This is a genomic window from Streptomyces sp. NPDC005648, from assembly GCF_040605395.1.
GTDB lineage: Bacteria > Actinomycetota > Actinomycetes > Streptomycetales > Streptomycetaceae > Streptomyces.
This window is the reverse complement of record NZ_JBEXCS010000066.1, coordinates 12,796-30,020: the sequence shown is the minus strand read 5'-3', so window position 1 is coordinate 30,020 and position 17,225 is coordinate 12,796. Positions and strand designations below refer to the sequence as shown.

The 17,225-nt window shown below is 71.5% G+C and carries 15 protein-coding genes and 1 pseudogene; 11 read left to right on the top strand and 5 right to left on the bottom strand.

Translation table 11 applies throughout. The annotated features are described in order from the left end of the window. Window positions 1-92 precede the first annotated feature (92 nt). Window positions 93-938 carry an alpha/beta hydrolase family protein gene (locus ABZT17_RS30970; protein ID WP_356353603.1) on the bottom strand — a complete coding sequence of 282 codons (846 nt, stop codon included), beginning with the start codon at window positions 936-938 and terminating at the stop codon, window positions 93-95. A 257-nt stretch (window positions 939-1,195) separates the two neighbouring features. Between ABZT17_RS30970 and ABZT17_RS30965 the strand changes: the two genes are divergently transcribed. From ABZT17_RS30965 to ABZT17_RS30945, 5 genes and pseudogenes are all read left to right on the top strand, one after another. Further along, on the top strand, window positions 1,196-1,912 hold the full coding sequence (locus ABZT17_RS30965; RefSeq protein WP_356353602.1) for a hypothetical protein: 717 nt from the start codon (window positions 1,196-1,198) through the stop codon (window positions 1,910-1,912). Further along, window positions 1,909-2,499 (top strand): cytochrome c oxidase subunit 3, encoded by a 591-nt coding sequence (locus ABZT17_RS30960; protein WP_356353600.1) that lies wholly within the window; start codon window positions 1,909-1,911, stop codon window positions 2,497-2,499. Before ABZT17_RS30965 ends, ABZT17_RS30960 begins: the two co-directional genes overlap by 4 nt. A gap of 3 nt (window positions 2,500-2,502) precedes the next feature. After that, window positions 2,503-2,751, top strand: a complete 249-nt coding sequence (locus tag ABZT17_RS30955; protein WP_356353598.1) for a cytochrome C oxidase subunit IV family protein — start codon at window positions 2,503-2,505, stop codon at window positions 2,749-2,751. Between the two features lie 34 nt (window positions 2,752-2,785). Next, a complete protein-coding gene (locus ABZT17_RS30950; protein WP_356353596.1) occupies window positions 2,786-3,664 on the top strand; it encodes a LysR substrate-binding domain-containing protein in 879 nt (292 codons plus the stop codon). A gap of 373 nt (window positions 3,665-4,037) precedes the next feature. After that, a pseudogene (locus ABZT17_RS30945) lies at window positions 4,038-6,234 on the top strand (DEAD/DEAH box helicase). On the opposite strand, the gene ABZT17_RS30940 reads toward ABZT17_RS30945, so the two are convergent. Next, window positions 6,222-6,440 (bottom strand): hypothetical protein, encoded by a 219-nt coding sequence (locus ABZT17_RS30940; RefSeq protein WP_356353594.1) that lies wholly within the window; start codon window positions 6,438-6,440, stop codon window positions 6,222-6,224. The pseudogene ABZT17_RS30945 and the gene ABZT17_RS30940 overlap by 13 nt on opposite strands. On the opposite strand from ABZT17_RS30940, the gene ABZT17_RS30935 reads away from it, so the two are divergent. The 6 genes from ABZT17_RS30935 (at window position 6,433) to ABZT17_RS30910 (ending at window position 12,978) form a co-directional block, all read left to right on the top strand. Continuing rightward, complete coding sequence (locus tag ABZT17_RS30935; RefSeq protein WP_356353592.1) at window positions 6,433-7,644, top strand: DUF4190 domain-containing protein; 1,212 nt, start codon at window positions 6,433-6,435, stop codon at window positions 7,642-7,644. The genes ABZT17_RS30940 and ABZT17_RS30935 overlap by 8 nt on opposite strands. A gap of 147 nt (window positions 7,645-7,791) precedes the next feature. Next, a complete protein-coding gene (locus ABZT17_RS30930; RefSeq protein ID WP_356353591.1) occupies window positions 7,792-8,544 on the top strand; it encodes a GntR family transcriptional regulator in 753 nt (250 codons plus the stop codon). 351 nt (window positions 8,545-8,895) lie between these two features. Then, window positions 8,896-9,114 carry an SPOR domain-containing protein gene (locus tag ABZT17_RS30925; RefSeq protein ID WP_356353589.1) on the top strand — a complete coding sequence of 73 codons (219 nt, stop codon included), beginning with the start codon at window positions 8,896-8,898 and terminating at the stop codon, window positions 9,112-9,114. A gap of 24 nt (window positions 9,115-9,138) precedes the next feature. Then, the gene (locus ABZT17_RS30920; RefSeq protein ID WP_356353587.1) at window positions 9,139-9,537 is read left to right on the top strand and encodes a (deoxy)nucleoside triphosphate pyrophosphohydrolase; all 399 of its coding nucleotides are present in this window, start codon (window positions 9,139-9,141) and stop codon (window positions 9,535-9,537) included. 114 nt (window positions 9,538-9,651) lie between these two features. After that, window positions 9,652-10,062, top strand: coding sequence for an ATP-binding protein (locus ABZT17_RS30915; RefSeq protein WP_356353586.1), 411 nt, complete (start codon window positions 9,652-9,654; stop codon window positions 10,060-10,062). 261 nt (window positions 10,063-10,323) lie between these two features. Next, a complete protein-coding gene (locus tag ABZT17_RS30910) occupies window positions 10,324-12,978 on the top strand; it encodes a SpoIIE family protein phosphatase (RefSeq protein WP_356353584.1) in 2,655 nt (884 codons plus the stop codon). On the opposite strand, the gene ABZT17_RS30905 is transcribed toward ABZT17_RS30910, so the two are convergent. The 3 genes from ABZT17_RS30905 to ABZT17_RS30895 form a co-directional block, all read right to left on the bottom strand. Then, window positions 12,965-14,344, bottom strand: a complete 1,380-nt coding sequence (locus ABZT17_RS30905; protein ID WP_356353582.1) for a hypothetical protein — start codon at window positions 14,342-14,344, stop codon at window positions 12,965-12,967. The two genes, ABZT17_RS30910 and ABZT17_RS30905, sit on opposite strands and share 14 nt — an antisense overlap. Window positions 14,345-14,495: 151 nt before the next feature. Beyond that, on the bottom strand, window positions 14,496-15,272 hold the full coding sequence (locus ABZT17_RS30900) for a succinate dehydrogenase/fumarate reductase iron-sulfur subunit (protein WP_356353580.1): 777 nt from the start codon (window positions 15,270-15,272) through the stop codon (window positions 14,496-14,498). Continuing rightward, the gene (locus ABZT17_RS30895) at window positions 15,269-17,212 is read right to left on the bottom strand and encodes a fumarate reductase/succinate dehydrogenase flavoprotein subunit (RefSeq protein ID WP_356353578.1); all 1,944 of its coding nucleotides are present in this window, start codon (window positions 17,210-17,212) and stop codon (window positions 15,269-15,271) included. The genes ABZT17_RS30900 and ABZT17_RS30895 overlap by 4 nt, the downstream gene beginning before the upstream one ends. Between the last annotated feature and the right edge of the window lie 13 nt (window positions 17,213-17,225).

Below are 17,225 nucleotides of genomic sequence, written 5' to 3'. Positions count from 1 at the left end.
AGCCGGGGTCTGACCCGCCGGGGTCGGGGGTGCCGCTCGGGTGCTCGCGCCGGACGGGGCTCCCGTGGTGGGAGCCCCGCTGTCGGGATCGGTCAGTGTACGGAGTTGGCGGCGGCGACTATGGCACGGTCGACCGCGCCCGGGCTGATCGAAGGGACGTCATGGCCCGAGCGGGTGCGGATGAGGTGGGCGCCCACCCGCTTGGCCTCGAACTCCTGTGCCGCCGTGGGCACGGCGTGGTCCTCCGTCGAGATGACCGCCCACTTCGGCGTCTTCGCCGGCGGGTTCACCGTGGCCTTGTCGGTGAAGGCCGAGAACGCGATCGGCTCCTGGGTCACCGAGGCGACCTGGATGTCCGACTTCGGCAGCCCGTTGCCGTAGACGCTCCCGTATTTGTCCGCCTTGATGTACACGTCGGTGTCGCCGCCGGGCAGGGGAACGGTGCGCAGGTTCTCCGGAGTGAGCCGTGACCCGGGGAACTGGCCGATCAGGGAGTTGGCGGTGTCTCCCACCCTGGGGATGAGGGCCGCCACGTACACGAGGGCCTTGACCTTCGGCGTCTGCGCGGCGACCTGGCTGACGACCTCGCCCGCGTAGGAGTGGCCGACCAGGACCACGGGACCCTTGATGGTCTTGAGCTGTGCCTCGACATAGGCGCTGTCGAAGGCCAGGCCGCGCAGCGGGGTGTCGATCGCGTAGACCGGGTAGCCGTGCCGGCGCAGATGGCCGACCTCGCTGTTCCAGCTGGAGGAGTCGGCGAACGCCCCGTGCACCAGGACCACCGTCGGCTTGACGCGCTGCGCCGTCTGCGTGACGCCGGCGTGATCGTTGGTCCTGGCCGTGGCGGCGCCCGCGTTCGTCACGGCCAGCGAGGCCACGACCGCGCCACTCACGAGCCCGGCGGCCACCAGCGTTTTGATTCGAACGATGGACCTCATGTGGTGTTGTTCCTTTCGCTTTTCTGATTCGGTTTTCCGAGTCGTTTTCTGGCTCGAGTTTCGACTCGAATTCCGAGTTCCGCCAATGCCTGTTTCGCTTGCGTCCATGCCCTTTCGGCATGTCGAGCGCCGCTCATGCCGAATCGGCATGTCCCGTCACCGAACAGGCATTGGCGGCGCATGATCGGCCCGGTTCAGGATGGGGGAAACGTGGCGATCGTCGAGCCGCGGCCAGAGAGAAACCAGGAGATTCCAGCATGTCCCGCCGAATCCAGATCGCCTGTGCGAGCTTCGGTTACCTGTTCATCGCGCTGTTCTTCGCCGCTCTGCTGATCGCCCACTGGATACCGCCGATGGCGCCCAGCTGGTCGGCCGAGCGGGTGGCGGCCTTTTACACGGACCACGCCAACTCGATCCGCGCCGGCCTCGTCGTCATGCTCGTCGGCGCGGTGACGACGGCACCCTTCGTCGCCGCGCTGTCGAGCCTGATCCGGCGTATCGACTCGCGGCTGGCGCCCCTGGCCGCCACCCAACTCGTGTGCGGTGCCGCGAACGTGGCGGCCGTCTTCGTACCGGTCCTGATCTTCACCGCGACGGCCTACCGGCCCGACCGCTCGCCCGACATCACGATGGCGCTCAACGACCTGGCCTGGATCACCCTGGTCATGAACGCCTTTCCGGCGATCGGGCAGGCCACGGCGGTCGGAGTGGCGATCCTCGCGGACAGGCGTGCTACGCCGCTTCTGCCCCGCTGGTCCGCCTATCTGAACTTCTGGATGGCCTTCCTCTTCCTGCCGAGCATCCTGCTGACCTTCTTCAAGACCGGCCCCTTCGCGTGGAACGGCATCCTCTCGTTCTGGGTCGCGGCCGGTGCCTTCGGCGCCTGGTTCCTCGTCATGACGTACCTGATGGTGCGAGCCGCGGCCCGGGTGGACGACGACCGGGCCCCCGCCGTCCTCGAACCCGCGGTATGACCGCCACCGCGGCCGGGACCGGGCGCTCGGCACCCCGGCGTCAACGCCACATCCCCGGCGAGCCCGGTCTCTGGGTCTTCCTGCTCGGCGACATGATCATGTTCTCGGTGTTCTTCGGGTTCGTCGCGGTGCTGAACGGCCGGCACCCGAGGATGTTCCGCGCCTCTCAGCAGGCCCTCCATCCGGACCTGGGGCTCCTGAACACACTGCTCCTGCTGACGGCGTCCGCCCTGGTGGCTCGCGGGCTGCGGCGGCTGCGGTCCGGCAGACCCGCGCGGACACTGCCGTGGGCGGTCCTGTGCGCGCTCGGATTCGCCGCCGTCAAGGGCTGCGAATACGCCCTCGTGATCCACGACGGACACACGCCGAGCAGCAACGACTTCTTCATGTACTACTTCGTGTTCACCGGCATCCACCTCGCCCATCTGGTGATCGGGCTGGGCGCGTTGACGGTCCTCGTCGTCCTGTCCCGCCGGCCGGCCCCGAGCCCGGGGCGGCTGCTGGTCGCCGAGGGGGCGGCCGCGTACTGGCACATGGTGGACCTGCTCTGGCTCGTCCTCTTCCCGCTCTTCTACCTGGTGGCGTGAGACATGTGGGTCTTTCCGGTACTCGTCCTGGCCACGCTGGCGAGCTGGCTGCTGGGCATCGAAGGGGGTCCGTCAGGCGGTACGTCGACCGTGGTCGGCTGCGCGGTCGTGGCGATCGCGCTGTTCAAGGTGCGCCTGGTCGGGCTGCACTTCATGGAGTTGCGCGACGCCCCGAAGGCCCTGCGTGGCGCTTTCGAGGCCTACGTCGTGCTCACGGGCGCCACTCTCCTCGCCCTGTACCTGTTCCTCTGAAGGGCCCGGTGTTCGCGCGGTTAGCATGAGCGCCATGGACCTCGATTTACGGCGCGTGCGCTACTTCGTGGCCGTCGCGGAGGAATGCAGCTTCGTGCGGGCCGCGAGCCGCCTCTACATGACCCAGCCGGCGCTCAGCCGGCAGATCCGGGCGCTGGAGGAGGACCTGGACGTGGTCCTCTTCCTGCGGGACCGGCAGGGCACCGTACTGACGCGTGCGGGACACCAGTTGCTCGAGGACGCCCGGCCCCTGCTGTCCATGGCACAGGCGGTGCAGCAGCGGGTGCGGACGGCGAACCGGGAGGTGAACCAGTTCACCATCGGCTTCATGCCGGGTGTCAACGTCACTCCCATCGTGCGGGAGTTCGCCCGCACGGCGCCGCAGCTCGACATCGATGTGGTCCACACCTCGATCACCGACCAGGTCGACTTCCTCGTCGACGGCCGGGTGGACGTCTGCTACGTCCGACTGCCGCTGCCCGAGGGCTTGTTCGAGGTGGTGCCGCTCTTCCCGGAGCCCCGGGTGGTGGCGCTGTCCAGTGACCATCCCCTCGCTGAGCTCAAGGCGGTGCACGTCGAGGACCTGCGCGACATGACCCTGCTGCAGGATCCGCGGGACGTACCGGAATGGCGCGGGCGCGTCCCGCGCGACCCGGTGGCGTCGCAGGGGGACCCCGGACGGTTCCCGGCGACGATCGAGGAGTGCCTCCAGGCCGTCGCCCTCGGGTCCGGGTGCTACGTCATGCCGGCCGGCATGGCCGGCTTCTACCGCCGTGACGACGTCGTCTACCTGACGCTGGAGGGCGTCGCACCGCGCATGGTCGCGCTCGCCTACTCCAGGCACCGCACCATGCCCGAACTGCTCCAGTTCGCCGAGCTGTCACGCCGCATGCTCGGCCCCGGCCCGGACTGACCCCGCACCGCGGTCAGGACGACCGCGCCGACGCGCCGCCACCCGGCCCGCGCTCTTCGACACGAGCCGCGCCGGTGTCAGCGCGGACAGCGGTGTGCACGCCAAGGCGAGCGCGACCCGAGGCGTGGTCGCCGGCGGCGCCGGCACCCGGCCCGGCGACCCGGCCAAGGCCGCCGCCCTCGTCCGGAGATCGCGGCCTGGGAGAAGCGCACCCGAACGACGGCCTTCACCGACTGAACTCCATCCAAGCGACGGCCTTCACCGACTGAACTCCACCCGAGCGACGGCTTTCACCGACTGAACTCTCCACTCCCGCTGTCAGCCCCCGGTGCGAAGATGTGCGGACGGGGAGGGGCGGCGTGTGAGGGGTGGCATGGCGGGTGTCGGGGAGGTGCGGGTGCCGCCCGTGGGTCGGCGGGCGCGGGAGGTGTGCGAGCGGGGAGCGCGGCTGTACGACGCCGCCCGTGCCGTTCTCGACGACCACGCGCGCGCCCTCGACGCCGTACGGTCCGCCCTCGCCCCCCTCCGGGACGAACTGGTCGCCAAGGAGCTCGAGTCCATCCCGGTCGCCCGGCTGAAGGACGCCACCGAGGGGCGGCTGCGGCTCGCGGCCGTGGAGGCGGCCGGCCTCGGTTCCGTGCGGGACGTGTACGCGGCGAGCCGGTACGAGCTGCGGCAGATCCCCGGCGTGGGCGCGCAGACCGCCGACCAGGCCCTGGCCGCCGCCCGCCAGATCGCCCGGGCCGTCGAGGAGACCGTCGCCGTACGGATCGACGTCGAGCACCCCGAGCCCAGGACCACGGCCCTCGTCGTCGCCCTGCACCGCCTCGTCGAGGCCGGACCCGAGCTGCGCAAGGCCGTCGACAGCGCCGAGCGACTCCAGCGCGGGCTCGGCGAGTTGCTGCCCGCCGCCCGCCCGGCCGCCAGTCGCCTGCGGCTCGCCCTCACCGGCCGGCACCGCAAGGACGCCGCCCTCGCCGCCGCGACGGAGCTGGGCGACCTGGTGGCCGAGGCCGAGTCCGGCGGCACCCGCCTCCAGCTGGCCCAGGCCTCCACCGACCTGCTGCGCCCCCCCGGCCGCCGACATCGAGGCCTGGGTCGACTTCGAGCTCCGTTCCGCCGAGTACTACAGCCACCTCGCCGAGGTCTCCGAGCACCCTCCGGACGAGGCCGCCGCCGAGGGCTTCCTGCCCGCCGAGGTGGCCGAGCGGGTGCGCGCGCAGCCGCTCGACGACACCCACAGCCGGGTCTCGCTGCGCGGCTACCAGTCCTTCGGCGCCCGTTTCGCCCTCGCCCAGCGCAGAGTCCTGCTCGGCGACGAGATGGGGCTCGGCAAGACGATCCAGGCCATCGCCGCCCTCGCCCATCTCGCGGCCGAGGGCCACGGCCACTTCCTGGTGGTCTGCCCGGCGGGCGTACTGATCAACTGGACGCGGGAGATCCGCGCCCGCAGCACCCTGCGCGCGGTGCCGGTGCACGGCCCGGACCGACAGGAGGCGTACGCCGAGTGGCGCGAGCGCGGCGGTGTCGCCCTCACCACCTTCGACCTGCTGCACACCCTCCCCGAACCGGACGGCACCGCGCCGGGGATGCTCGTCGTCGACGAGGCGCACTACGTCAAGAACCCGGACACCCGCCGCGCCAGGTCCATCGCGGTCTGGACGCGCGCCTGCGACCGCGTCCTGTTCCTCACCGGCACCCCGATGGAGAACCGCGTCGAGGAGTTCCGCGCCCTCGTCCGCCACCTCCAGCCGGAGCTGCTCCCCGCCGTCCACGACAGCGACGCGGCGGCCGGCCCCCATGTCTTCCGCAGATCCGTCGCCCCCGCCTACCTCCGCCGCAACCAGCGGGACGTGCTGACCGAACTCCCCGCCCTGCTCCAGGTCGACGAGTGGGAGGAGTTCAGCGCCGCGGACCAGGACGCCTACCGCACGGCGGTCGCCGAGGGGAACTTCATGGCGATGCGTCGGGCCGCGTACGCCGACCCGGAGAAGTCCGCGAAGCTCCAGCGGCTGCGCGAGCTGGTCGCGGAGGCGGCGGTCAACAACCTGAAGGTGGTTGTCTTCTCGTACTTCCGTGATGTCCTGGCCACCGTCCAAGGAGCGCTGGACGAGCGGGTGTTCGGCCCGTTGTCCGGCAGCGTCCCGGCCGCCCGCCGTCAGCGGCTCGTCGACGACTTCACGGCCGCCGAGGGGCACGCGGTGCTGCTGGCGCAGATCGAGGCGGGTGGGGTGGGACTCAACCTCCAGGCCGCGTCCGTCGTCGTCCTCTGCGAACCGCAGGTCAAACCGACCCTGGAACACCAGGCCGTGGCCCGCGCCCACCGGATGGGCCAGGTCCGGCCGGTCCAGGTCCACCGCCTCCTCGCCACGGACAGCGTCGACGACCGCCTCCTGAGCATCCTGGAGAACAAGGACCGCCTCTTCGACGCCTACGCCCGCCGCAGCGACACCGCCGACGCCACTCCGGACGCGGTCGACATCTCCGACGCCGGTATCGCCCGCCGGATCGTGGAGGAGGAACAGCGCAGACTCGCGGGAGATGGCGAGAACGCCGGTCAGAAGCCGTAGGGCTCCGGATCGGTGACCCGGCCGGCCGCCGGCACGAGCCGGGTGCGGCCGTCCTGTTCCGTGACCGGCATTTCACCCCCACCTGCCTGGTGCTTACCATGCGCCCAGTCGTAGTCCGGGCCCGCACGCAGGGACGTACGGCTCCGCACCCCTCCGCGCAGCCCCCGCAGCGCCCCCTGAACCAGGAGCACGGCACCCGTGTCCATACCCCCGCCTCCCGGGCCCGGTGGGCCCCAGGAACCCCAAGGGCCCCAGCCGCAGGGGGAGTTCCCGCAGGGGCCCTACGGCCATCCCTACGGCCTTCCCTACGCACCGCCGCCCTATCAGGCCTGGGGACAGGGCTACAGCCCGTACAACCGCCCCGCCCCGGTCAACACCCTCGCCATCGCCTCCCTGGTCCTCGGCATCCTGTGCTGTGTCCCCGGCCTCGGTCTGCTGCTCGGGCTGATCGGGCTCGGTCAGATCCGCAGGAGCGGTGAGCGGGGCAAGGGCATGGCGATCGCCGGATCGGTGCTGTCCTCGCTGGGGCTCGCGCTGTGGACACTGGTGCTGGCGACGAACGGCATCTCCGAGTTCTGGTCCGGCTTCAAGGACGCCGCCCACGACAACGGCAGCGCCTACACCCTCACCAAGGGCGAGTGCTTCGACTCCCCGAGCGGTTCGCTGGAGGGCATGACCTACGACGTCGACAAGGTGCCCTGCACCGGACAGCACGACGGTGAGGTCTTCGCCTCCTTCCGGATGCGCGGCGGCTCGGCCTACCCCGGGGACCACAAGGTCACCGACGTCGCCGACAACCGGTGCTACGCGCTGCGCTACGACTACGCCATGGACGCCTGGGCCGTACCGGACGACGTCGACGTCTACTACCTCACCCCCACCCGGCAGAGCTGGCGGCTCGGCGACCGGGAGGTCACCTGTGTCTACGGCAACACGGACGCCAGGGCGGGCCTGACCGGCTCGCTGCGCAACGACGGCCGTTCGCTGGACGCCGATCAGATGGCGTATCTGATGGCCGTGAACATGGAGAACAAGGCGCTCGACACCCAGCCCCTGGACAGCCCCGACGACGATCTGAAGGCCAGCACCGACTGGGCGGGACGGGTCTCGGACGCGCTCCTCCAGGAGACCGCCGCGCTGCGCGGATACGGGTGGCCCGCCGGGGCGAAGGCCCCGGTCACGGCGGTCGCGGGGCAGGTGGCGGCGATCCAGAAGGAGTGGGCGAGGGCGGCGAGGGCCACCGACGCCGACGAGTTCTACACCGCCTACGACCGGATCATGGTGCTGTCCACCCCCGGCAGGTCCGTCACCGCACGCAAGGCTCTGGGGCTGGCCACCACCCCGCCGGCCGCCGGGAACGGGGACGGCGGAGACGACGACACACCGGGTGCTTCCGAACTCGAGGTGTGACGGCGGCCATAGCGGGGAGAAAGTGCCTGCGTAAAGCCCGCAGCGGTCACATGTCATCACATCGAGTGATTCCCTGGCCTTTGCTTGCATGGCGGAACCCACGGTTGCCACGCTGTTGCTGTCTGTACAACCTGATGGGAGCGGCCAGTGACTTTCGGTGAGCAGCCGGCGTACTTGCGTGTCGCGGGTGATCTCCGCCAGAAAATCGTGAACGGCGCGCTGCCACCGCACACCCGCCTCCCCTCCCAGGCCAGAATCCGCCAGGAGTACGGCGTCTCGGACACCGTCGCGCTGGAGGCGCGCAAGGTGCTGATGGCCGAGGGCCTGGTCGAGGGCCGCTCCGGCTCCGGCACCTACGTGCGCGAGCGCCCCGTCCCCCGCAGCGTCGCCCGCTCCGGCTTCCGCCCGGACGGCGGGGCGACCCCCTTCCGCCAGGAGCAGGCCGACGGCGCCGCGCGCGGCACCTGGGAGTCCAGCAGCGAGCAGACGGAGGCGAGCGGCGCCGTCGCCGAGCGGCTCTCCGTCCAGCCCGGCGACCGCGTGATGTGCACGCGGTACGTCTTCCGTGAGTCCGGCGAGGCGATGATGCTCTCCACCTCCTGGGAGCCCCTCGCGGTCACCGGCCGCACCCCGGTGATGCTCCCCGAGGAGGGGCCCCTCGGCGGCATGGGCGTGGTCGAGCGCATGGCGGCGATCGACGTGATCGTGGACAACGTCACCGAGGAGGTCGGCGCCCGCCCCGGCCTCGCCGAGGAGCTGCTCGCCCTGGGCGGTGTCCCTGGCCATGTCGTCCTGGTGGTCCAGCGCACGTTCTACGCCTCCGGCCGCCCGGTGGAGACCGCCGATGTCGTGATCCCCGCCGACCGCTACCGGGTCTCGTACCACCTGCCGGTGAAATAGCGCACACCTTTACGGCGGTTACCCCCGGGAGCACCCCGCCGCACCCTTTTCCACCGGCGCTCGGAGCTGCCCGCGCGCCGGTGGATTCGAGCCGTCTTCGCAGGTGGCCGCCCACCTGCCCGACATGCCCCTGACCGGATGCGTCGCGCTGCCCGGACGGCGCATCCGCCGTCGTGCGCCCCCTTCGGTCTGGCCGGTTGCGTACCTCTTTGTGAAAACTCGTATTCGCTGCGTAAAGGTAAGGCGTAGGCTCGGGCATATGCGGATTGCGGTTTCCTTAGCGGGTGGGGCACGGCGCGTACCGCGAGCGACAGGCGGCGGTGCCGGGACGGGAAGGAGCGGTGGGGCTCGATGAACGACGGCACGATCACTCTTCCCTGGCTCGTCATACGACAGGACGACAACGGCAACCGCTACCGCGTGGGCCGCTACGCGACGAGGGCCGAGGCCCAGAAGATCGCGGACAGCCTCGACGACCGAGGCCACAAACAGCTCTACTGGGTCGAACGCATCGGTCAGAACGGCCAGGCGGGCCCGAGCGGTCCGCACGGCACCAGCACGGTCAACTGACCCGGCTGCCGTAGGCTCCCGCGCATGACCGAACGGATCGTGGTGGTGGGAGCCGCCCTGCTCGACGACGACCGCCTCCTCGCCGCCCGTCGCAGCGCCCCGCCGGCCCTGGCCGGCCGCTGGGAGCTGCCGGGCGGCAAGGTGGAGCCCGGGGAGACCCCGGAGGCGGCCCTGGTCCGCGAGCTGAGGGAGGAGCTGGGCGTCGAGGCGGAGGTCCTGGACCGCGTACCGGGAGAGTGGCCCCTGAAGCCCCCGTACGTCCTGCGGATCTGGACGGCCCGTCTGTCGGCGGGTTCCCCCGCCCCCAAGCCCCTCCAGGACCACGACGAGCTGCGCTGGCTGCGGACCCCGGACGAACTCTGGACCGTCGACTGGCTCGACCAGGACGTGGAAGCCCTACGAGCCCTGCAGGCCGCCGTCTAGCGTCCGGTCCCCTCTGGAACCCCCCGATACGCCGTTGGTGCCACAGTGCGCCCCACTGGACGGTACTCCCCGTTGAATATCGGGTATGTGCCCATTAACCCCACGAAATCAGACATGGGTGGGCACGTGATCGACACCGAAGGCGACTGCGCCGAGTGGATGTTCCCGGCGGAACCCGGCGCCGTCCGCACCGCCCGCGCAGCGGTCCGCAGCCAACTGCACAGCTGGTCCCTCGATGCCCTCGCCGACCTCACTGCCCTGCTGGTCAGCGAGCTGGTGACCAACTCCCTGCGCCATGCCACCGGCCCCATCGGGCTTCGCCTGGTCCGACCCACCGGCCTGCCCGACGTCCTGCTCGTGGAGGTGTCCGACCCGCTCCCCGACCCGCCCCGGGAAAGGATCGCCCGCCCCGAGGACGAGAGCGGCCGGGGACTGCAACTGGTCGCGCACTCGGCCCGCCGGTGGGGTACCAGACCGGGGATCGCGGGCAAAACGGTCTGGTTCGAGCTGGCGGTTCCGGGCTGAACGACGGCCGGACGCCCTGTACGCGGGCGTCCCGAATGTCGACGTGCTGGTTCAGGCCAGTGGCGGTTGGCGGCCGACGTGATTCGACGAGGTGTCGGCTGGTTAGAAGACTGGGAGTGTTGTCACGGCCGGGACCGAAAACCGCCGGGAACGTGCTGTGATCGTGAACACCGTGTTGTGCGGCGCCGTAGTGCTGGATACTGCGGGCAGCCGCCCCCGGTGACCGGTGCCGGACGCGGTGAGCTGGAGGGGACGGTTCGCGTGAGCGAGATACCAGCGAAGGCCACGGAGTCCGAGGACCCGTCGGAGGGCGCGAGGGCAAGGGCCGCGGGCGATGCCACGGGGTCCTCGTCCGGGCTGTCCGCGCCGGCCGGGGCATCCCGGGACACCGGCCTCGGTGACGCGCCCGCCTCGGACGCCATCTGGCAGAGCAGTCCGCCCGGCTCGATCTACGACTACATCAAGGTCGCGTCCTTCTCCATCGGCCCCGACGGCCTGGTCGACCAGTGGAGCCTGCGGGCCGAGCAGCTCTTCGGCATCCCCGCCGGGCGTGCCGTCGGCATGGACCCCATCGAGGCGTTCATCGACCCGGACCTGCGCGAGCAGGGCCAGCGCAAGATGGCCGAGATCCTCGACGGCCGCGAGTGGACCGGTGTGGTCCCGTTCCGCACCCCGGAGGGGGAGGGCCTCGCCGAGGTCTACGTCATGCCCACGCGGACCGAGGACGGCGAGAAGGCCGCCGTCTGCATCGTGGTGGACGTGCGCACACTGCGTAGCATCGAGACCGACCTTGCCGCCTCGCAGTCGATTTTCGGTCAATCTCCTTTCGGGTTCCTTCTGATCGACACCGATCTGCGGGTCCGCCGCGCCAACCAGCAGTTCGCCAACACCTTCGGCGGCGCCTTCGGCTCCTCGCCGGACGACCACCGCGGCCGTGGAGTGCACGACTATCTGCGCAGCCCGGAGGCCGAGCGGGTCACCGCGACCCTCCGCCGGGTCCTGGAGACCGGCGACTCCATCACGGACATGCACGTCACCGGCTTCGTACCGGGCTCCGAGGAGCGCCGGCACTGGTCCATCAACCTCTACCGCGTGCACAGCGGTTCCGGCCGCCCCATCGGCATCGCCTGGCTCGGAACCGACATCACCTCACGGCGTGCCGCGGCCCGGGAAGCGGCCGCAGCGCGGCGCAATCTCGCCCTTCTCAACGAGGCCGGCGCCCGCATCGGCAACTCCCTCGACCTGGAGACCACGGCCCGCGAACTCCTCGACGTCGTCGTCCCCGGCTTCTGCGACCTCGCCACGGTCGACCTCTACCAGGGCCTGCTGGCCGGCGACGAGACCCCGCCGGGCCTGGCCGACGGCAGCGCGGAGCTGCGCCGGGTCGCGTTCGCCAGCGCGGTCTCCGACGCCCCGTTCATCGGCTCGGGACCGCCGGTCTCGGTCGGCGCGGTCCACCACTTCCCCTTCAACTCGCCCTGCGCGGACGCCCTGCGCACCGCCCGCCCCCAGCTGGTCCCCGCCGAGGAGGGCGGCCTCGTCCAGTCCACGCTGGCCGTGCCGATGGTCGCCCACGACACCGTCGTAGGACTCGTGCAGTTCGCCCGTACCAAGGGCAGCGAGCCGTTCGGGGAGCGGGACCGGGATCTGGCCGTGGAGTTGGCGGCCCGCACGGCCGTCTGCATCGACAACGCGCGGCTGTACCGCCGCGAGCACGAGCGGGCGTTGATACTGCAGCGCTCCCTCCTCCCGCCCGGCGACCCGGTCGCCTCCGGGCTGGACATCGCCTGCCGCTATCTGCCCGGCAACTCCTCCTCCGACCGCCCCAGCGAGGTCGGCGGCGACTGGTTCGACGTCATCGAACTGCCCGGCCACCGTACGGCGTTGGTGGTCGGGGACGTGATGGGCCGCGGTCTGCGCGCGGCCGTCGCGATGGGCGAACTGCGGTCGGCGGTCAGGACCCTCGCCCTGCTGGACCTCGAACCGGCGGAGGTGCTCAGCGCGTTGGACGAGATCGCGCGGGGCCTCGGCGCACCGGGCGGCGTCCAGCAGGCGACCCGCGCGGCCCGCCGCCCGCGCGAGGCGGACCTCTCCGAGGTGTACCTCGCGACCTGCGTCTACGCCGTCTACGACTCCGTCACCCGGCGCTGCACGTTCGCCAACGCGGGCCATCTGCCGCCCGTCCTGGTCGAACCCGGCGAGGACGCGCTGATGCTCGACGTGCCGCCGGGCATGCCGCTGGGCGTCGGCGGCGAGCCCTTCGAGGAGGTGGAGGTCGAACTACCCGAAGGCGCACTGTTGGCGCTCTACACGGATGGACTGGTCGAATCCCGCGACCACCCGCTGGACGAGGGCCTCCAGGCGTTCGTCGGCGCCCTGACCGATCCCGCCCGCCCCCTGGAGGACGTCTGCGACCACGTCCTCAACACCCTCGACACCCATCACGGCGAGGACGACATCGCGTTGCTGATGGCCCGGGTGCAGGGGCTGCCGGCGAACTCGGTCGGCGACTGGACGCTGCCGCGGGAGCCGCGGAGCGTGGGGCGGGCGCGGGAGTACGCCCGCGGGCAGTTGCTCTCCTGGGACCTCGAACCGCTCGTCGACACGACGGAGCTGCTCGTCAGCGAGCTGGTCACGAACGCTCTGCGGTACGGCGAGGGCGAGATCAGACTACGGCTGCTGCTGGACCGGACCCTTGTGTGCGAGGTCTGGGACTCGGGCCTCGTCCAGCCCCGGCGCCGGCGGGCGCGGGACACGGACGAGGGCGGGCGTGGTCTTCAGCTGGTCGGCCTGCTGAGCGCCGCGTGGGGCTCGCGTCGCACTCCGCGCGGGAAGACGGTGTGGTTCGAACTGCCGTTGCCGGACGGGGAGACGGGGCTGACGGATCCCGCGGAGGCCCTGCTCAGTCTGTTCTGAGGGAGGCCGTTCGCTGCCGGGTGCGGGGCCCGCCGAAGGCCGTCGGCGGGTCCTCGGTCCGGTGACCGTGGGTGCGGACGTCCTGTTCGGCCACTTCCCGTGCCCGGCGAGCCAGGGCGTCGGCCGTCACGGGGTCGGTCGTCAGGAGGCGTCGTGCCTCCGCGAGCTGGATGCGGGCCGCGCTGCGCACGGCCGTCCGGTGCACGGATATGAAGCCGTCCGTGCCGCTGACGGAGTCGCGGGCCACCAGCAGCCCGGCCGCCGACAGGACCCCGTCCACGGCCCCGACGGCCCGTACGACACGACGCAGGGCGCCCAGGGGGTCGTAGGGCCCGGCGGTCAGTTCCTCTCGTACGGCGGCCAGGACGGGGTCTGCGTGGGCCGTGTCCGGCGTCCGGGCGAGGACCGCCTCCGCGCCGGTGAGCGCGGCCGGGACCAGGGCGGCGGCGGAAGCCAGGTCGACGGCGAGACGGTCGACGCCGTCCACCAGCTCCGCGGCCTGGGCTGTCGCGGTCTCGGCGGCGCGCAGATGGTGCACCGCCGCGGCCGCCTCACCCATGTCGGCGGACTGGCGGGCCTGGTTGAGCCGGGTGGTGGCCTGCACCAGCCGGTCCTTGGCCTGTTCCACATGACCGGTGACGGGGGCGACGGCGGAGGAGCCGTACCGCTCGCTGAGGCCGTCCACGGTCGCCGCCGCGCCGCCCGCGCGTGCCGCGAGCTCCCGGAAGCGGGTCTCCGCGAGAGCCAGCGCCCGTCCCGTCCCGGGGCCCTCCAGCGCCCGCAGCCGGTCGAAGCCGTCCGCCTCCGCGTCCAGCCGCCGTCCGGCCTCCTGGCACCGCCCCACGATCCCGGCGAGCACATGCAGCCGGGACGCCTCGTCCTCGGGGACTCCGTCGTCGTACCGCCGCCGTATCCGGAAGGCGGCCGCCAGCTCGGCCTCGGCGTCCCGCAGGGCCCGGGCGAAGGGGGCGACGGCCTCGGTCCCGGCGCCCGCCTCGGCGAACCCGAGCTCCTCGCGGCTGGTCCGCACCCAGTCGTCGGCCTCCACGAGCAGCGCCCGTGCCCGCTCGTCCGGTCCGGTGAGGGGCGGTGGTACGGCGGCTCCCGCGGCGGCGCTGCCACCACCCGGGGTGGTCCGCGTCCGCGCCCTCCGTGTGCGCCGCACATAGCCGTACCCGGCGAGCGCCCCCGCCGCGCCCACCACGGCCAACGGCAGCACCAGATCCGCGCCCGACGTCTCGTCCTCCACCGCGGCCGTCCGCGCCCGTGTCTGCGCGGCCGGGACGTCATGGCCGACCGTCATCCCCGGCAGCACCAGCCACACCACTCCGGCCAGCCCACCGACCAGCGTGTGCGCGACCCGCACGGATATCTCAGCCCGGGAACCCCGCCGCGGCCGGCCCCGGATCAAGGATGACGTCACATTCCGGAGCGTATGGGCACGAATACACCGGCGCGACCGGGCGGCGGCGGGGCAGGGGAGCGGACCGGACCGCGAAGAGCCCGGGCGGGCGGATTCAGTCCGCCGCCGAGCGTCTCCTGATCTTCGAGCCCAGCCACACCAACGGGTCGTACTTGCGGTCGACGGCCCGTTCCTTCAAGGGGATCAGCGCGTTGTCGGTGATCTTGATGCCCTCGGGGCAGACCTCCGTGCAGCACTTGGTGATGTTGCAGTAGCCGAGGCCGTGTTCGTCCTGGGCGGTCTTCTTGCGGTCGAGGCCGCTCTCGCCGGCCGCGTCCAGCGGATGCATGTCCAGTTCCGCGACCCGCATCAGGAAGCGCGGCCCGGCGAACGCCGGCTTGTTCTCCTCGTGGTCGCGGACGACATGGCAGGTGTCCTGGCACAGGAAGCACTCGATGCACTTGCGGAACTCCTGCGAGCGGTCCACGTCCTCCTGCATCATCCGGTACTCGCCGGGACCCACCCCCTCCGGCGGCACGAACGCCGGGACCTCGCGGGCCTTGGCGTAGTTGAAGCCGACGTCGGTCACCAGGTCCCGTACGACCGGGAAGGCGCGCAGGGGAGTGACCGTGATCGTCTCCTCCCGTGTGAACACCGACATCCGCGTCATGCACATCAGCCGCGGGCGGCCGTTGATCTCCGCCGAGCACGAACCGCACTTGCCCGCCTTGCAGTTCCAGCGGACGGCCAGGTCGGGGGCCTGGGTGGCCTGGAGACGGTGGATGATGTCGAGCACCACCTCGCCGTCGTTGACCTCGACCTCGAAGTCCTCCAGGCCACCGCCCTTGACATCACCCCGCCACACCTTGAAGCGGGCCTCGTAGCTGCTCACTCGTACAGCTCCTCTTCGGCGAGGTACTTGACCAGCTCTTCCTTGTCGAAGAGGGCGAGCAGGTCGGCGCGGATGGGTTCGGTGGTCTCGCGGGTGAGGGCGATCTGGCCGCGGACCGGGTCCGTCGCCGCCAGACCTCCCGTCGGGTCGGTGAGCGCGCAGAGCAGGTTGACGTTGCGCCACTTGCGGTCCATCGTCGGGTGGTCCTCGCGGGTGTGGCCGCCGCGCGACTCGGTGCGCTCCAGCGCCGCCCGGGCCACGCACTCGCTGACCAGCAGCATGTTGCGCAGGTCCAGCGCCAGGTGCCAGCCCGGGTTGAACTGGCGGTGGCCCTCGACCCCGGCCCGGCGCGCTCGTACGCGAAGATCCGCCAGCTTCTCCAGGGCCTGCTCCATCTCGCCCTCGCGGCGGATGATGCCGACGAGGTCGTTCATGGTCTGCTGGAGCTGCTGGTGGAGGGTGTACGGGTTCTCCGGGGGCCGGCCGTCCTCCTCGCCCGGCGCCGGGCCCTCCGCGGAGAACGGCCGCAGTGCCTCCGCCGCCGCCGCGTCCACCTGTACGTCGTCCACGGCCGGCCGGCCGCCCGGCGCTCCGGTCGCGTACTCGGCCGCGTGCCAGCCCGCCCGGCGGCCGAACACCAGCAGGTCGGACAGGGAGTTGCCGCCCAGCCGGTTGGAGCCGTGCATACCGCCCGCGACCTCGCCGGCCGCGAACAGGCCGGGCACCCCGCGCGCCGCCGCCGTGTCCGACTCGACCGCGATACCGCCCATCACGTAGTGGCAGGTCGGCCCGACCTCCATCGCCTCCGCCGTGATGTCGACGTCCGCCAGCTCCTTGAACTGGTGGTACATGGACGGGAGCCGGCGCTTGATGACCTCGGCCGGCATACGGGTGGACACATCGAGGAAGACCCCGCCGTGCGGCGAGCCACGGCCCGCCTTCACCTCGGAGTTGATCGCCCGGGCGACCTCGTCACGCGGCAGCAGCTCCGGCGGACGCCGGTTGTTGTCCGGGTCCTCGTACCAGCGGTCGCCCTCCTCCTCCGACTCGGCGTACTTCTCCTTGAAGACGTCGGGGACGTAGTCGAACATGAAGCGTTTCCCGTCGGAGTTGCGCAGCACTCCGCCGTCGCCCCGCACGGACTCGGTGACCAGGATGCCCTTGACCGACGGCGGCCAGACCATCCCCGTCGGGTGGAACTGCACGAACTCCATGTTCAGCAGGGGCGCGCCGGCCAGCAGCGCCAGCGCGTGGCCGTCGCCCGTGTACTCCCACGAGTTGGACGTGACCTTGAAGGACTTGCCGATGCCACCGGTCGCGATCACCACGGCGGGCGCTTCCAGGACGAAGAAACGGCCGGTCTCGCGCTCGTACGCGAAGACACCGGAGACCCGCGAGCCGTCCTTGAGGATCCGGGTGACCGTGCACTCCTGGAAGACCTTCAGCCGCGACTCGTAGTCGCCGGTCTCCTTCTTGTCCTCCTGCTGCAGGGAGACGATCTTCTGCTGGAGGGTGCGGATCAGCTCCAGGCCCGTGCGGTCGCCGACGTGCGCGAGGCGCGGGTACTCGTGGCCGCCGAAGTTGCGCTGCGAGATACGGCCGTCCTTGGTGCGGTCGAAGAGCGCGCCCCAGGTCTCCAGCTCCCAGACCCGCTGGGGGGCCTCCTGGGCGTGCAGCTCCGCCATCCGCCACTGGTTGAGGAACTTGCCGCCGCGCATGGTGTCGCGGAAGTGGACCTGCCAGTTGTCGTGCTCGTTGGCGTTCGCCATCGCCGCGGCGATGCCGCCCTCGGCCATCACGGTGTGCGCCTTGCCGAACAGGGACTTGCAGATCACTGCCGTACGGGCGCCTCGCTCACGTGCCTCGATGGCGGCGCGGAGGCCCGCGCCCCCGGCACCGACCACGACGACGTCCCACTCCTGGCGGTCGACCACGGACATCAGAAGGCCCCAC

What these genes read in the sequence shown, in the direction of transcription:
- ABZT17_RS30970 (WP_356353603.1), bottom strand. Translation starts at nt 938, where the DNA reads ATGAGGTCCATCGTTCGAATCAAAACGCTGGTGGCCGCCGGGCTCGTG.
- ABZT17_RS30965 (WP_356353602.1), top strand. Translation starts at nt 1,196, where the DNA reads ATGTCCCGCCGAATCCAGATCGCCTGTGCGAGCTTCGGTTACCTGTTC.
- ABZT17_RS30960 (WP_356353600.1), top strand. Translation starts at nt 1,909, where the DNA reads ATGACCGCCACCGCGGCCGGGACCGGGCGCTCGGCACCCCGGCGTCAA.
- ABZT17_RS30955 (WP_356353598.1), top strand. Translation starts at nt 2,503, where the DNA reads ATGTGGGTCTTTCCGGTACTCGTCCTGGCCACGCTGGCGAGCTGGCTG.
- ABZT17_RS30950 (WP_356353596.1), top strand. Translation starts at nt 2,786, where the DNA reads ATGGACCTCGATTTACGGCGCGTGCGCTACTTCGTGGCCGTCGCGGAG.
- ABZT17_RS30940 (WP_356353594.1), bottom strand. Translation starts at nt 6,440, where the DNA reads ATGGACACGGGTGCCGTGCTCCTGGTTCAGGGGGCGCTGCGGGGGCTG.
- ABZT17_RS30925 (WP_356353589.1), top strand. Translation starts at nt 8,896, where the DNA reads ATGAACGACGGCACGATCACTCTTCCCTGGCTCGTCATACGACAGGAC.
- ABZT17_RS30920 (WP_356353587.1), top strand. Translation starts at nt 9,139, where the DNA reads ATGACCGAACGGATCGTGGTGGTGGGAGCCGCCCTGCTCGACGACGAC.
- ABZT17_RS30915 (WP_356353586.1), top strand. Translation starts at nt 9,652, where the DNA reads ATGGGTGGGCACGTGATCGACACCGAAGGCGACTGCGCCGAGTGGATG.
- ABZT17_RS30895 (WP_356353578.1), bottom strand. Translation starts at nt 17,212, where the DNA reads ATGTCCGTGGTCGACCGCCAGGAGTGGGACGTCGTCGTGGTCGGTGCC.